Genomic DNA, 13,777 nt, shown 5'->3' with positions numbered 1-13,777 from the left:
CGGACAGGCAGGTCCTCGAGGGCCACCATTTGGTTCTCACGGACCAGCCTCGTGGACAGCGTGTGCAGACAATCCCGGCGCCGATCGGCGATCCGACCATAGATCCGGGCGACCCTCGCGCGGGCCTTCGCCCGGTTCACCGAGCCCTTCTGCTTGCGGGCAAGGTTCCGCTGGGCGCGGGCGAGCCGGACACGGTCCCATTCCTCGCGCTTCGGGTTGATGACCTTCTCCCCCGTCGACAGCGCCACCAGCGCGGTGATCCCCGCATCGACCCCCACCCGCACGTCCACCGGCGGCAGACTCGCCACAGCCTCCTCGACCAAGATCGACAGGTGGAACTGGCCGCGGCTGTTCCACAACACCGTCACCTGCGACGGCACCGCACCCGCAGGCAGCGGACGAGACCAGACGACGTCCAACGGCCGGCCCTGCTTCGCCAACCTGGCCCGACCATCCCGGTAGGTGAAACAACCACGGAAGTAGGTCGCCGCATCGACGGTCCGACCCTTCTTCTTAAACGATGGAAAGCCCGCCCGCTTCGCCCAGAAGTTCACAAACGCCGAATGAAGATGCCGCAGTATGGCCTGCAACGGGCCTTTCGACGGTTCGGCCAACCACAGCGTCTCCGGATCCCGCTTCCACTCGGTGAGCATCCTGCTGGTATCGGCATTGGTGACCCGGCGCTGCTCCTCCCCCCATGCCCGGGACCGCTCGGCGAGCGCCCGGTTGTACACGTAGCGAACACAACCAAACGTCACGGCAAGCTGCGCGGACTGCTCCGAATCCGGGTAGAACCGGTAACGGTATGCCCGCTTGGCCGTCCGGCTTCCCACAGCCATCAGAATAGCACACCTGTTCGACAGGTCGGAACCGTTGTTGATGCGCCAACCCCGCCCTGAACGACGGGTCCTGCGCGCTACGTTTCATAGTCACGCCGACGACGCTACCAAGAGTGACGGAACATCGCAGAAACAGTACGCGGGCGGGGTGAACCCTAGCCCGAGTTTCCATCGATCTTGGTCTCTTCCAAGCCTTTTCGTAGGTGAGAGAAAAATCGATCTTGATTTGGGTGTAGTACCTAACTCACCGTCGAGGTGCGTACCGCCCAAGATCGAACAGGTCGTGGAGCTGGTGCTGGACCGGCTCCATCCGGGTGAGCATCCGCCGGGCTCGGGGTCGGCCGCGTTCGCCCTGGTGGAGCAGCACGGTCTCGCCGATCCCGCCGAGTTCACCGAGCAGGGCCGGTACCGACAGGCGCAGGCCGGCGCGTTCGGCCTCGCGGCGCATCAGGTGTGCGACCGCGAGGGCGAGCACGCAGGTGAACAGGTGCATCCGGATCTTGTGGTCGGTGAAATGGCGGATCGGGGAGAAGGAGACGACATGCGGGTCCTTGGCCTGGCGGAAGCCGGCCTCGAGGTCCTCCTGGGAGCGGTAGGCGTCGATGACCTGCTCGACCGTCCAGTCGTCGTGGTCGGTCACGAGGATCCGTTTACCGAAGATCTCCTCCTCCAGCGTCGTCTGGCTGGTCTCGTCACGACGCCAGGTCAGCCGGAACGTGGCCGGGGTGTCGCCGGTCAGCTCGACGGCCAGCACCCGGGCTGGACCGTCACCCCGCCACTGACCTTCGCGTCCCCGACCAGGGTGTCGATGATCCCGGCCACGTCCAGGCGGGTCAGCACGCTCCAGACCGCGGCGACGTCACCGAACCGGCGGTGCACGGTAGCGGCCGGCAGCGCCGGATCACCCCCGCCCGCCTGCCCGGTCAGCCGGGCGATCACCTCGTCTTCGGCACCGAGGTAGACCTGGTCGACGATCCGGGGCTGGCCATCGACCCGGGCAGACGTCGCGGCATAGAGATACGTCTTCCCCGAGATCCGCTTCTTCACGATCGACGCCACTTTTTAGGTACTACACCTTCCCAGTCATGATCGCAATGATCTGGTCACGTAACGACGCAGGTCAGACGCCCGAGCCAGGCTGACGATCATGACGAGAAGGGTTAAGCTACCCGCGAGTCCGGAAACTCGGGCTAGCTCGCCTTGGCTATCAACCTGGCACAGCGGGGAGCGACGACGTCCAGCAGATCCTCGATCTCCTCGACGCAGCCGCCGCAGCCCGTGCCGGCGGCGCAACGCTCGCCGATCTCGTCCACATCCCGAGCACCGGCGGCGATCACGTTGCGTAGCGTCCGGTCGGACACCGCGAAGCAAGAACAGACGAGCACCGCACCTCACCAGCCCGAGGCGGCCAGCCCACCCGGGGCTGGCCGGCAGTTGGCGAACCCTGCCCGGAAAACCGCGGCGCCAGCCCTGACGGACCGACGCCTTAGCTTAGGCTTCCCTAATTGCAGGGTGCCACGGGTGAGCCCCTCGGCGCAAGACGGCCGTATCGCCTGTCCTCACCGGGCACCTGCGTCCCCGGATCCCACGAATATGGGCCGACCGACCCGGGAAGCGGGGTCTGATCGGCCCGTCCGACCCCATACCGCCGTCGGCTACACGCCCCCGGCGGCCGGCAGGAGCGCAACAGCCGCGTCCGGCTCGGTCACCCGAAAGGTGAAGCTCTCCTCCAGGTACAGGTCGACGGTGTCCGTCGTGTGCGACGCGTACCCGATCGAGAGATCCTGGCCGGACTCGAGCACGAAGTCGCCGCCGCGCAGGCTGAGCACGACCGCGCCGGTGACCCCGGGGGCCTGGACGACGGGCCCGTCGAGGATCTGCTGGAGATGGGCGAGCAGCAGGTAGCCGCCGTGCTCGGCGGTCTCGATCACCGCGGTGTAGCCGTCCGGCTCGAGGGCCAGGGCGTACGGCCCGGCGATGCCGGCACGGCGCAGCAGAGCGATGGCCTTGGCCACGGTACGCGGCCAAGTGTCGGTCCCCGCCGCCAGCGGCAGCTGGGGATGCGCCGACGCCTGCGTGATGCCGACCAGGCCTGCCTGGTCGTAGCCGTGGAAGACGACCGAGTTCTCGGTGACGGCGATGCGGCGCACCGCCTCCTCCAGCGGCGCGAGGTCGATGTCGTCGGCGCCGCGGTCGGCGTCGGCGAGCTGGGCGCGGTCCAGGGTGAAGCCGACGCGCAGCTCGATGACCGGCTGCACCTTGCGGACCCGGGCCTGCACCCCGTCCGCCGGCGGCGAGGACAGCGAGCCGACCCGGCCCAGCGGGGTGGCGGAGTAATCCCAGCCGTGCGGCCCGGCGAAGTCCACCACCTTGCGGGCGGCCAGGTTCATCGTGAGCCGGGCCTTCGCCTCGTCGTCCACCGCCTTCCAGGCAGCGTCCGTCAGCGGGGCATGGCCACGCAGCAGATGATTCACTCGCCTACACCTTTCAGACTGCCGATTCCGAGGGAGCCGTCACCGGGCCCCGCCGCCTGCCGCTGCGCCACCGTGCCCGCGCCGCCGGCCTCGCCGGAGCCGCGCGGCCCCATGGCATCCGCCTCGGCCTCGGTCACCGGCCCGGCGGTGAACAGGTAGGTCCGTAGCTGGGTGTCCAGTACCGGGTCGTGGCGACGCAGCCATTCCAGCGTCATCGCCGCGTGTTCCTTCTCCTCGTCCCGGTTGTGCGCCAGTACCTGCACCAGGTCCGGGTCCGTCGCGGCGTCGACCCGCTGGTCGTACCAGTCGACGGCCTCCAGCTCCTCCATCAGCGAGACAATCGCCCGGTGGCGGTCGACCGTCAGCGCGGAGAGCTTGTCGGGCTGCTCGTGCAGCCCCATGCTTGAGTCGCCCATGTCGTCTGCCTACCACGCCGACCCGGTGTTACGCCGCAACGGTTGTGACATCCCACGCACCGTCGCCGTCCTCAGCGCGACGGCAACGGGATGATCTCGATGCGACGGTTGGCGGCACGGCCCTGCGGGGTGCGATTGTTCCCGATCGGTTCGCGTGCTCCGAAGCCCGCGGCCCGCACGAGATCAGCGGGCACGCCCCGGCCCGTCAGGTAGTCGGCGGCGGTCTGGGCCCGGTTCAGCGACAGCGCCTGGTTGAGCGCGGGCGGCCCCGAGATGTCGGTGTGGCCGCCGACGAGAACGGCGAGATCCCCGCCGCGCAGCGCCTCGGCGACCTTGTCCAGGCGGGCCCGCGCCGACGGGGTCAGCCGCGCCCCGGCCACCGGGAAGGTGACGCCGTGACCGTCGAGGGCGGCCCGCACGGCCGCCAAGGTGCCGGACGAACCGGTGGAGGTCGCCCCCGAACCGGTGGCGGTCGTCCCCGAGTCGGTGGCGGTGCCGCCCGGCGCGGACGATCCCGACTGCTGGCTCGCGGCCGGGGCGCGACCGGGCCGGGCGGCGGAGCCGGATCCGGCGCGGGTGACGGCGACATGGTTCGCCAGCGTGGCGCCGGGGACGGCGGAACTCGTCGCGGCCAGCACCGCGGCGCCGAGCCGGCGGCGGGCGGCCTCGTCGGGCGCACCACCGGTGAGGGCGACGGTCGTGCCGGAAACCGTCGCGGAGTGTTCGCCGGCCACCCCGCGCAGCGCCGTGGCGAGGGCGGCGACGGCCTCCACCGGCGGCTCGACGGCCGCCGGGTCGACGAGCACCTGACCACGCACCGTACCGCCGGCCGCATCGGCGACGGCGGCGAGCAGTGCGGCGCGGCTCGCCCCGTCAGGCACGGTCGCGGTGACCGCCAGGCCGCCTCCGGCCACGGCGAGCACCAGCGGCTTGGCCGGGCGAGTGGCAATCACCACATCGCCGCCGAGGCGGGCCGACGTGGTGCCGGAGACCGCGGCCGAGACCCGTGCCTGTTCCGCGGCGGCCGCGTTGGGGAAACGCCCGGACACGATCGCCTCCCGACCCTCGATGCGTACCTGGGCGTGCACGCCCCCGGCCGCCCGGACGGCAGCCGTCGCCCGCGCGGCCAGGTCATCCTGGATGGGGCCGCGGCGCAGCGCGAAAGCGATCAGGGCGAGCAGCAGCCAGGCCAACACCAACGACACGGCGAACGCGACCGGGCGGGGACGGTGCAGTCGCGCGGCCAAGGACGGGGACATCGATCGGACTCCGAGCTGGATCGGACCAGACGCGCAACCCGGGACGGCGCGGAAGGGTCGGACATGCATCTTCCGCGACGCGGCCTGGACAGGCGGCGGGGAGGCTACGCGGCCGACACCGGCCACGACACAACCTTCGCACATCGCCCACCCAGGCAACACACCGGGGGCTGACAAACCGCCCATTCAGGACGCTCCGTCATCGCGATCCCTGGGCCGGGCGGGACTCGCCCGGATCAGACCGCGCGCGCACCATCCGGTCGGACGACCCGCTCCGACCGCAACGACAACTCGGGCATGGTGGGAGCAGGCACGGGGGGCACCGTCGCCGCGCCCGGCGTCTCCTGTCGTCCGGCGGCCGGCGCCGCCCGCGGCGAGGCGGGTTCCGCCGGCGGCGCCGGCCGGGCCGCGGTCGGATCTGCGGACGACTCGGACGACTCGGACGACCCCTGCGACTCGGACGACTCGGGCTGACCGAACAGCTCCGACGACTCAGACGAGTCGGGCACCAAGGCGTCTGCGGCGCGGCTTGGGCCCGCGGTCGGATCCTGGTCCATGGCCGGCTCCGGATCGGCGGCCACGTCCGGATCGGCACGGGGACGCGCCGCCGTGACCAAGGCCGTGGCCGCCGCCGCCGTGGCCGAGGCCGTGGCCGAGGCGGCAGGCGCGACGGGCGCCGCGCCCGACCTACCGACGTTCGCAACCGCGGCCGGGGTCGCCCGGACCCGTCGGCGCCAGGCGAACACCAGCGCAACGGAACCGGCGGCGACTCCGAGGACCATCCAGCCGGCCACCGCGTCGAGCAGGTAGTGGTTCGCGGTCGACATGACGACGAAGAACGTGGCCGCCGGGTAAAGCACCCCGAGGATCCGGGTTACCCGCCGGCGTCCGAAGCGCACGAGCAGGAACCCGCACCACAGCGACCAGCCGCAGTGCAGCGACGGCAGCGCCGCGTACTGGTTGGTCAGCCTCTCCAGGCCGTTCGGGGCGGCGCTGGCGCTGCCACTCCACCAGCCCCAGCCCGCAAAGTGCGACATGGTGTCGGTGTACGAGGTGCCGGTGAGCAGGCGGGGCGGCGCCGTCGGGAAGAGGAAGAACCCGAGCAGGCAGATCAGCGTGGTCACCGCGAGCGTCCAGCGGATCTGCGCGTAGTGCCGGGTGTGCCGGCGGTGCGTCCACACCAACATGCCCGGCGTGACCACGAAGTGCAGCGTCGCGTAGTAGTAACAGCAAACGACCGCCAGCACCGGAACGTTCTGCAGCCACCGGTTGAGGCTGAGCTCGATGTCAACGTGCAGGAAGGTCTCGAACCGCAGCAGGTCGTGGCCCATCCGCATCGCCTCGCCGGCCGAGGCGTCGGCGACGGATCGAGTGCCGGTGTACGAGTAGTACAGGACGGCCAACATCAGCAGCTCCACCCACCAGACCGGCAGACCGGTGGCCTGGTTGCGCAAGCGCCTCACAATGCACCCCTCGAACGTCGCACTCTTCCCGACCGTCGCGCTCTTCCCGGACCGGCCCTCGCTCCGGCTGGGGTCGCCACGCCAGCCCTGCACGTCCGCCCCACCCGGCCACGGCCCGCCGGGGCGCCGCGACAGCGCGCTCTTCATGCTTCCACTCAACAGCATGGGCCGATTGGTGCCGTCACGGGCCGATCGGCGACCCGGTCCGGACGGAAATTCACCGAAATTCCTGCGTGCCCGTTCAGCAGGAAACCGCCGCGCTCCCGGCGAGGTCCGGCCGCGACGTCGGGCACACTGCGGCACGCGCCAGGACGACGCCGACGCGACGCCGATTACCCCCGCACGGCGGCCGACCGGTCACCACCCGCGCGGGTGGTGACCGGTCGGCCGCCGGAAGGGGATCGGTTCAGGCGCCGCCGGCCCCAGTGGCCCCGGGCACAGCGGACGGACCCGAGGCACCCGAGGCACCCGAGGCACCCGGTACGACGGTGCTGGCCGCCGGCGCGGTGGGCGCCGCCGTCTCGGGCTGGTCCGACACGGGCAGCGCGCTGCCCGCCTTCCAGACCGCCCACGGCACCGACCAGAAGTTCCCGAGCTGGCTGGTGTCCGGCGGGCGGCCGGTGTTGGCGATGTCGACGATGTCACCGAGCCGGCTGATGCCGTAAAACCACTGCGCGTCGGCCCGGGAGGCGTTCACGCAGCCGTGGGAGACGTTCGCCCGCCCCTGGGAGGCCACGGACCAGGGTGCGGAGTGCACGTACTGCCCGCCACTGGTGTAGTTCACCGCCCACTGGACCTTTTCGTAGTAGTAATCCGGGTTGCCCTTCGGGATGCCCACCGTCGCCGAGTCCATAATCACCTCGGGCGACTTGCCGAGGACGTTGTGGGGACCGTCCATCGACGGGGATGTGGGCTTGCCGAGGCTCACCGGCATCGTGCGCAGCAACTGCCCGTTGCGGAACACCTGCATGATGTGGGCGGCGGCGTCAACCTTGGAGATCTGCGCCGAGCCGACGACGAAGTCCATCGCCCGGTCCTTCACGCCGAGGCGTCCTCCGCCTGCGTCGTATCCGGCGAGGTCCGCCTCCACATGCACCTTCGTTCCCGGCGCCCAGTACTGCTGCGGGCGCCAGACGACGAGCCGGTTGGAGATCCAGTTCCAGGCACCGAGGACCGGCGGGTCGGTACGCACGGACAGCATGCGCTGCACGGCGGCGCGGTCCGGCGCGGGGGCGCTGAAGGTCAGGCTGATCGGCGCGCCGACCCCGACCGTCTGCCCGGCGACCGGGTCCCAGGAGACCTTGAACGACTTCGCCGGAACCCCGGTGACGAAACTCGTGCGCACCGACTTCGTCCCGACGATCCGGGCTGCCGGGCCGGTGGTGGCGGCGACCTGGTAGCGGGAGTCGGAGAACAGGCCGCCCGTGGACGTCCACGTGCGCCGGTCGGCCGAGAAGGTGCCGAGCAGCACCCCCGTCTCGGTCTTCTCGGACGCGCTCGCCTCCCGGGCGACGCTCACGTCGGCCAGCGGGGCGTTGGCGCGGACGACGACGTGATCGGTGAGGGTGACCCCTGTCATGTCGTCGCCCGGGGTGACGGTCACGCTCGCCGCGGGATCCGGCGCGGCGACGCCTGCCGGCTTCGAGGAGCTGCCGGACGAGCAGGCGGCGACGGCCAGTGCCGTGACGAAGGCGAGCACCCCGCCCGCCCACCGGCGACGATGCCCGAAAGTGCCGGCCGACCGCGGACCCGGACGGCTCGGGCTCCACCCACGGGAATCACGTGAGGGAATCATTACCGAGCGAGACATGTAATGCCCTCTTCCGAAGAACACGACCGGCATCATCGCCGGACGGAAGCCTAGGTCTGAACGGTACCCATGGGTCGGCACCTCGTCCCGTCGATCACTGGATTGACTGGTGTCAGCCGCCCGACAATCACTCCAAGTGGAGCAGATAGGCACGGAGGGTAGCACCCTCCGGGTATCCCCCATAAACCCCTCCCCTTTCACCTCTTCCGACGCACAGGTACCGGATAAGGTTGCGCCCCGGGGATGACAATTCGCGGATCCACCGAAAACGACGACCAGGACCCATGGCGCCACCAAAGACGGCGCAATCGGTCACGCCGAGAGGTAAGAATCCGCAACTCGGGGACGACCGGGCGACACATCCCGTCGGGGCCGTCGGCGGACCATTGCGAAGTCCGTGGAAATCCGGCGGGACACCGCACATTCGTTGGGCAGTCCGTGATCGACGGCCCGCGGACCAGGGGCGGCGGGGCCGGTGGCGGCAGCCGGATCCAGCCCCGGCCACCGCGGGACCGCGGGACCGCGGGACCGCGGGACGATCATCGGGCGGCCTCGGGCACCGACGACCCGCGGCCGTCCGGCAGAAACAGCCACGAAACCTACGGAAGGACCGCGCCGTCACACCGCTGCCGCAGGATTAGGCGGGGCCACAGGCGGTCCGGCCGGGGTCGCCGCCCGGCCGCGCGGGGTGCGGCGCCACGGGCCGAGGCCCGGCCCCGGACCGAATCAGACTCATCGTTGGGCGACCCTCACCGCGAGGGAACGTACGTCCCCGCGACCAGGGAGGCTCGATGGCGATCGTGCTCGGACCGAACCAGTTCGGCAAGGCGGAGATCCGCCTTGTCCACGTGGACCGCACGGGTCCGGTACATCACCTCATCGATCTGAACGTGTCCACCGCGCTTCGCGGCGACTTCGCCGCTGCGCACCTGACCGGCGACAACTCCCACGTCCTCACCACCGATGCGCAGAAAAACACCGTCTACGCCTTCGCCCGGGAGCACGGAATCGGCCAGATCGAGGATTTCGCGATCCGGCTCGGCCGGCACTTCGTCGACTCCTTCTCATGGATCGATGGCGCTCAGATAGAGATCGAGCAGTACCACTGGAATCGGATTTCGGTCGACGGAGCACCGCACAACCATGCGTTCAGCCGGGCGAGTGGGGAAAGACGGAACACCGTTGTCACGGTGGACAGCGATGCCGCATTCGTCGTTTCCGGACTCGCCGGGCTGGTCGTGCTCAAGTCGACCGGGTCGGAGTTCTGGGGATTTCCCCGCGATCGCTACACGACGCTCGCCGAGACCACCGACCGCATCCTCGCGACCGAGGTGACGGCCCGCTGGCGTTACATCGGGACCGGCCACGACTTCGGACCGCTGTTCGACGGCGTCCGCAAGTCCCTGATCAGCACGTTCGCCGGCGTCCACAGCCTGGCGCTACAGCAGACGCTCTACCGGATGGGCGAGGCGGCCCTGACCGCCCACCCGCAGGTCGCCGAGGTCCGGATGTCGATGCCGAACAAGCATCACTTCCTGGTCGACCTCGAACCGTTCGGGCTGGACAACCCGGACGTCGTCTACCAGGCGCCGGACCGTCCCTACGGGCGGATCGAAGCGACGGTACTGCGCGACGACGCGCCCGCCCCGGGCCCGAGCTGGCAGGCCGTCCCCGGCTTCTGCTGACCGCTCATCAGGCGTCGTCGCCCACCCGGCAGATCGCGAGCCGGTCCGCGGGGGCGACGGCCAGGGCGCGAGCCGCGTCGCCGTCGCGGACCGCGAGCGCGGCCATGCCCGCCGCATCCACGTAGAGCACCAGTTCGCCGGGCTGCACCGACGCGAACGTCACCCCCACGGCCAGCTCGGTCACCCGCGTCACCGGATCAGTCCCTGCACCCTCGGCCTCGTCACCGGCCTCGTCACCGGGCGCACCGCCGGATCGACCGGCGTCGGGGACGACGGCCCAGAGCCGCACTCGGGCGGGAGGGCGCAGCCCGGCGTCGGCGAGTAGTGGCCCGGCGGCCGCGAGCTGGACGTTGCCGAAGGTGTCGACGAGCAGCACCTCGGCCTCGAGTACCCCGTCCGGCCTCAGCCGGGCGTGCGGGACGGGCAGGCGGACGAGTGTCGCCGGGTCAAGCGGTGCGCCGAGGGCGGCCAGCTCCGTCCCCCCGGCGAGCTCGGCCGCGGCGGGCGCGAACACGTCACGGCCGTGGAACGTCGCGGGCGTCCCGGCTGGTACCGGCAGTGTCACCGCAGCCTGGACCCCGCCGAGCCGCTCGGCCGCGGCGATCAGCAGTCCGTTGTCGGGGCCGACGAGGTCCCCGCCGGCCGCGCGCAACGCCACCGCCCGGCGGGCCGTCCCCACCCCCGGGTCCACCACGGCGAGGTGAACACCGCGTGGCAGCGACCCGACCGTCTGGACGAGCACCGTCGCCGCCCGTCGCACGTCACCGGGCGGCACGAGATGGGTGATGTCGATGATGCGGGCCGTCGGCACCGTCCGCAGGATCACCCCGTGGCAGGCCGCGACGAACCCGTCCGCGAGGCCGTAGTCGGTGAGGAAGCTGACGCAGGTCAACCCGACGGGGGCGTCCCGGGCTGGCCGTGCACCCAGCCCTCCTCGTCGACCCAACCCTCGCTGTCGACCACGCGGTGCGGATCGGCGGTCAGCGCGGCCGGCGCGTCCTGCACCGTCTGGACCGGCTCGAAGACGGCGGGGCTGCTCCGCTCGGGGGCCGGGCCGCCGTTGGCGAAGACGACCGCGGCCCAGGGCAGGATCACGGCGATCGCGACGGCGACGAATCGCAACCAGCCGTGAAAGGCAACCACGGCGAGCACGAAACAGATGACGCGGAACAGCATCGAGGCCAGATAACGCAGCTGCCGGCGGTCTATGTCCGACTGCCGCGACCGGCTGGCGGACGTGATGAGCACCGTCTCCTGCCGCTTGAACATCACCCGTACACCTCGATGATTCTCCCTGCCCGGCTCGTCCCCGCCCGCGTCCCGTATCGCCCCCTCCCAATATGCTCCTCACCCGGGCGTGGGGAAAACGGCGGCGATCAGGCGCCGCGCCCCGCCGGCCGCCCGCCGGCCGTCCGAACCGCGGCCACCCAGGCCGGACGGCGCTTTCGCACGAAGCTGTGCGGGAACGTTCACGTACCGGTCGGCTGGCTGTCCGCGGAACGGCTCCAGGCCCTGCCACCGTGCTCGGTGTGCGCGTAGCCGTGATCACCGAGTCGTTCCTCCCCCACGTCGACGGGGTGACGAACACGGTGTGCCGAGTCCTGGAGCATCTGCACGACCGCGGGCACGAGGCGATGGTCGTCGCGCCGGCCCCGGCACCGGCCGCCCGGCGCACCGCCCCCCGCACGCACGCCGGCGCACCGGTGCTGTGGGCGCCGTCAGCGCCGTTGCCCGGATACCCGGCGTTCCGCTTCGCCGTGCCGTGGCCCGCCCTGTCCGCGGCGTTGCGGGAGTTCGCCCCGGACATCGTGCATCTGGCGGCCCCGGCCGGGCTCGGCGCGCAGGCGGTGTTCGCGGCCCGGCGGCTCGACGTACCAAGCGTCGCCGTCTACCAGACCGACATCGCGACGTTCGCCGCCCGCTACGGGCTGGCCACCGCCGAACGCACGATCTGGCGCTGGCTCGCCACCGTGCACCGGCTGGCGGCACGCACGCTCGCCCCGTCCTGGGACTCCGTCGACGCCCTGCTCCGGCAGGGAGTGCAGCGGGTCGCCCGCTGGAGCCGGGGCGTGGACCTCGAACGCTTCGATCCAGGACACCGCGACGCCGACCTGCGCCGCCGGCTCGCTCCGGGCGGCGAGCTGCTCGTCGGCTATGTCGGCCGGCTCGCCCGGGAGAAGCGGGTGGACCTGCTGGGCGCGGTCGCCGATCTGCCGGGCACCCGGCTCGTCGTCGTCGGCGACGGCCCGTCACACTCGACGCTCGCCCGGACGCTGCCGGACGCCGCCTTCCTGGGTTTCCTCAGCGGACGCGAGCTGTCCGCCGCGGTGGCGAGCCTGGACGTGTTCGTGCACACCGGCATGCACGAGACGTTCTGCCAGGCCGCCCAGGAGGCGAAGGCCAGCAGGGTACCGGTGGTCGCCCCGGCGGCCGGCGGGCTGCTCGACGTCGTGGAACACGGCCGCACCGGCCTGCACTACGCGCCCGGGAGTCCGACGGCCCTGCGGACCCAGGTCGCCACGCTCGTCGGCGACCCGCAGCGGCGGGCGGCCATGGCGCTGGCCGCCCGGGACTCGGTCGCCGGATGCGGCTGGACCGCGGTCGGAGACGAACTGCTCGGCCACTATCGCGACGTCCTCGGCACCGGCGGCCGCGGCGGATACGCCGGACTGGCGGGCGACCGGAAGGCGGCCCGACGAGACCACAGGCGGACACCATGAAGATCGTGCAGGCGGCGAACTTTGTCGCGCCGGCCTCCGGCGGCATTCGGACGACGCTGCGTCACCTCGCCGCGGGCTACACGGCGGCCGGTCACGAGGTCGTGCAGATCGTGCCCGGGGAGCGTGACGAGGCCGACCAGCGCCCCGACGCGCTGGTCCTGCGGGTCCGCGCGCCCCGCCTACCCGGCACCGGCTACCGGGTCATCACCCAGCCGTGGCGGGTGGCGGACCTGCTCGACCGCGAGCAGCCCGACCGGCTGGAGGTTCACGACCGGGCGACGCTGCGCCCCCTGGGCGGGTGGGCGCGGCGCCGTGGCGTGCCGTCACTGGTCGTCAGCCACGAACGACTCGACCGGCTGCTCGGCACGTGGACGCCATCGGCGATGCGGGGCGTACTGCCCGTCACGGCGGCGGCGGACCGGGCGAACGCATCGCTCGCCGCCGCGTTCGACGCGGTCGTCACGACGACGGCCTGGGCCGCAGCAGAGTTCGTCCGGCTCGGCACGCCGAACCTGCGCCACATCCCGCTCGGGGTGGAACTCGACCGGTTCCACCCCGATCACCGCGACCGCACGCTGCGCCGCGCATTCGCCCGGGACCAGGAGGCGCTGCTGGTCGTGGCCAGCCGGCTGGCACCGGAGAAGCGGGTCGACACGGCCGTGGACGCGGTCGCCGAACTCGTCCGCCGACGGGTTGCGGTCCGCCTGGTGATCGCCGGCGACGGTGCGCACCGCGGCCGGCTGGAACGGCGAGCCGCCGGGCTGCCCGTGACCTTCCTCGGCTTCGTCGCCGACCGCGAGCGACTCGCTGGCCTGCTGGCCAGCGCCGACCTCGCGCTCGCCCCGGGGCCGGTGGAGACGTTCGGGCTGGCCGCCCTGGAGGCGCTCGCGAGCGGTACGCCGGTCGTGGTGAACCATGCCAGCGCGCTGGCCGAGCTGGTGGTGCCGGGCGTGGGCGCGATCGCCGCCGGGAGCGGGTTCACGTTCGCCGACGCGGTCGTCGACCTGCTGTCGGCCTCGCCCGCCGGGGACCCCGAGCGGCGCGCGGCCGCCCGGGCCCGGGCCGAGCAGTTCACCTGGTCGGCCACCGTCGCCGGCTTCCTCACCTGCCA

General features: G+C 71.8%; 14 protein-coding genes. 3 read left to right on the top strand and 11 right to left on the bottom strand.

Going from position 1 to position 13,777, the window contains the following annotated elements; translation table 11 throughout:
- The 9 genes from G6R25_RS14525 to G6R25_RS14485 all read right to left on the bottom strand — a co-directional run.
- On the bottom strand, positions 1–839 hold an 839-nt coding region (locus G6R25_RS14525), incomplete at its 3' end, for an RNA-guided endonuclease InsQ/TnpB family protein (RefSeq protein WP_163553387.1).
- Between the two features lie 244 nt (positions 840–1,083).
- A complete protein-coding gene (locus tag G6R25_RS14520; RefSeq protein ID WP_163553386.1) occupies positions 1,084–1,593 on the bottom strand; it encodes an IS1634 family transposase in 510 nt (169 codons plus the stop codon).
- A complete protein-coding gene (locus G6R25_RS14515) occupies positions 1,575–1,898 on the bottom strand; it encodes a hypothetical protein (RefSeq protein WP_163553385.1) in 324 nt (107 codons plus the stop codon). The genes G6R25_RS14520 and G6R25_RS14515 overlap by 19 nt, the downstream gene beginning before the upstream one ends.
- A gap of 131 nt (positions 1,899–2,029) precedes the next feature.
- Positions 2,030–2,224 (bottom strand): (2Fe-2S)-binding protein, encoded by a 195-nt coding sequence (locus G6R25_RS14510; protein WP_136447779.1) that lies wholly within the window; start codon positions 2,222–2,224, stop codon positions 2,030–2,032.
- 270 nt (positions 2,225–2,494) lie between these two features.
- Positions 2,495–3,313 carry a family 1 encapsulin nanocompartment shell protein gene (locus G6R25_RS14505; RefSeq protein ID WP_163553384.1) on the bottom strand — a complete coding sequence of 273 codons (819 nt, stop codon included), beginning with the start codon at positions 3,311–3,313 and terminating at the stop codon, positions 2,495–2,497.
- A complete protein-coding gene (locus G6R25_RS14500) occupies positions 3,310–3,729 on the bottom strand; it encodes an encapsulin-associated ferritin-like protein (RefSeq protein WP_136447781.1) in 420 nt (139 codons plus the stop codon). Before G6R25_RS14500 ends, G6R25_RS14505 begins: the two co-directional genes overlap by 4 nt.
- A gap of 71 nt (positions 3,730–3,800) precedes the next feature.
- Entirely contained in the window at positions 3,801–4,988 is a 1,188-nt protein-coding gene (locus G6R25_RS14495) for an OmpA family protein (protein ID WP_163553383.1), read from the bottom strand.
- 236 nt (positions 4,989–5,224) lie between these two features.
- Entirely contained in the window at positions 5,225–6,598 is a 1,374-nt protein-coding gene (locus tag G6R25_RS14490; RefSeq protein WP_235948464.1) for a phosphatase PAP2 family protein, read from the bottom strand.
- Positions 6,599–6,857: 259 nt separating this feature from the next.
- The gene (locus tag G6R25_RS14485) at positions 6,858–8,261 is read right to left on the bottom strand and encodes a L,D-transpeptidase (RefSeq protein WP_205447133.1); all 1,404 of its coding nucleotides are present in this window, start codon (positions 8,259–8,261) and stop codon (positions 6,858–6,860) included.
- Positions 8,262–9,052: 791 nt separating this feature from the next.
- On the opposite strand from G6R25_RS14485, the gene pucL reads away from it, so the two are divergent.
- On the top strand, positions 9,053–9,946 hold the full coding sequence (gene pucL, locus G6R25_RS14480) for a factor-independent urate hydroxylase (protein ID WP_163553381.1): 894 nt from the start codon (positions 9,053–9,055) through the stop codon (positions 9,944–9,946).
- Between the two features lie 7 nt (positions 9,947–9,953).
- Here the strand turns inward: pucL and G6R25_RS14475 are convergent, their stop codons facing one another.
- Positions 9,954–10,838 (bottom strand): SAM hydrolase/SAM-dependent halogenase family protein, encoded by an 885-nt coding sequence (locus G6R25_RS14475; RefSeq protein WP_163553380.1) that lies wholly within the window; start codon positions 10,836–10,838, stop codon positions 9,954–9,956.
- Positions 10,835–11,215: a DUF3099 domain-containing protein gene (locus G6R25_RS14470; RefSeq protein ID WP_235948466.1), complete on the bottom strand. Its 381-nt coding sequence runs from the start codon at positions 11,213–11,215 to the stop codon at positions 10,835–10,837. Before G6R25_RS14470 ends, G6R25_RS14475 begins: the two co-directional genes overlap by 4 nt.
- Positions 11,216–11,475: 260 nt before the next feature.
- Between G6R25_RS14470 and G6R25_RS14465 the strand changes: the two genes are divergently transcribed.
- Complete coding sequence (locus G6R25_RS14465) at positions 11,476–12,666, top strand: glycosyltransferase family 4 protein (RefSeq protein ID WP_205447131.1); 1,191 nt, start codon at positions 11,476–11,478, stop codon at positions 12,664–12,666.
- Positions 12,663–13,777: glycosyltransferase (locus G6R25_RS14460; protein WP_163553379.1), on the top strand; the 1,115-nt coding region annotated here is incomplete at its 3' end. The genes G6R25_RS14465 and G6R25_RS14460, both read left to right, overlap by 4 nt.

Source organism: Candidatus Frankia alpina, assembly GCF_902806485.1.
In the GTDB taxonomy this organism is placed as follows: Bacteria; Actinomycetota; Actinomycetes; order Frankiales; family Frankiaceae; genus Frankia; species Frankia alpina.
The sequence above is the reverse complement of the archived record's forward strand: the minus strand, read 5'-3'. Positions and strand labels throughout refer to the sequence as shown.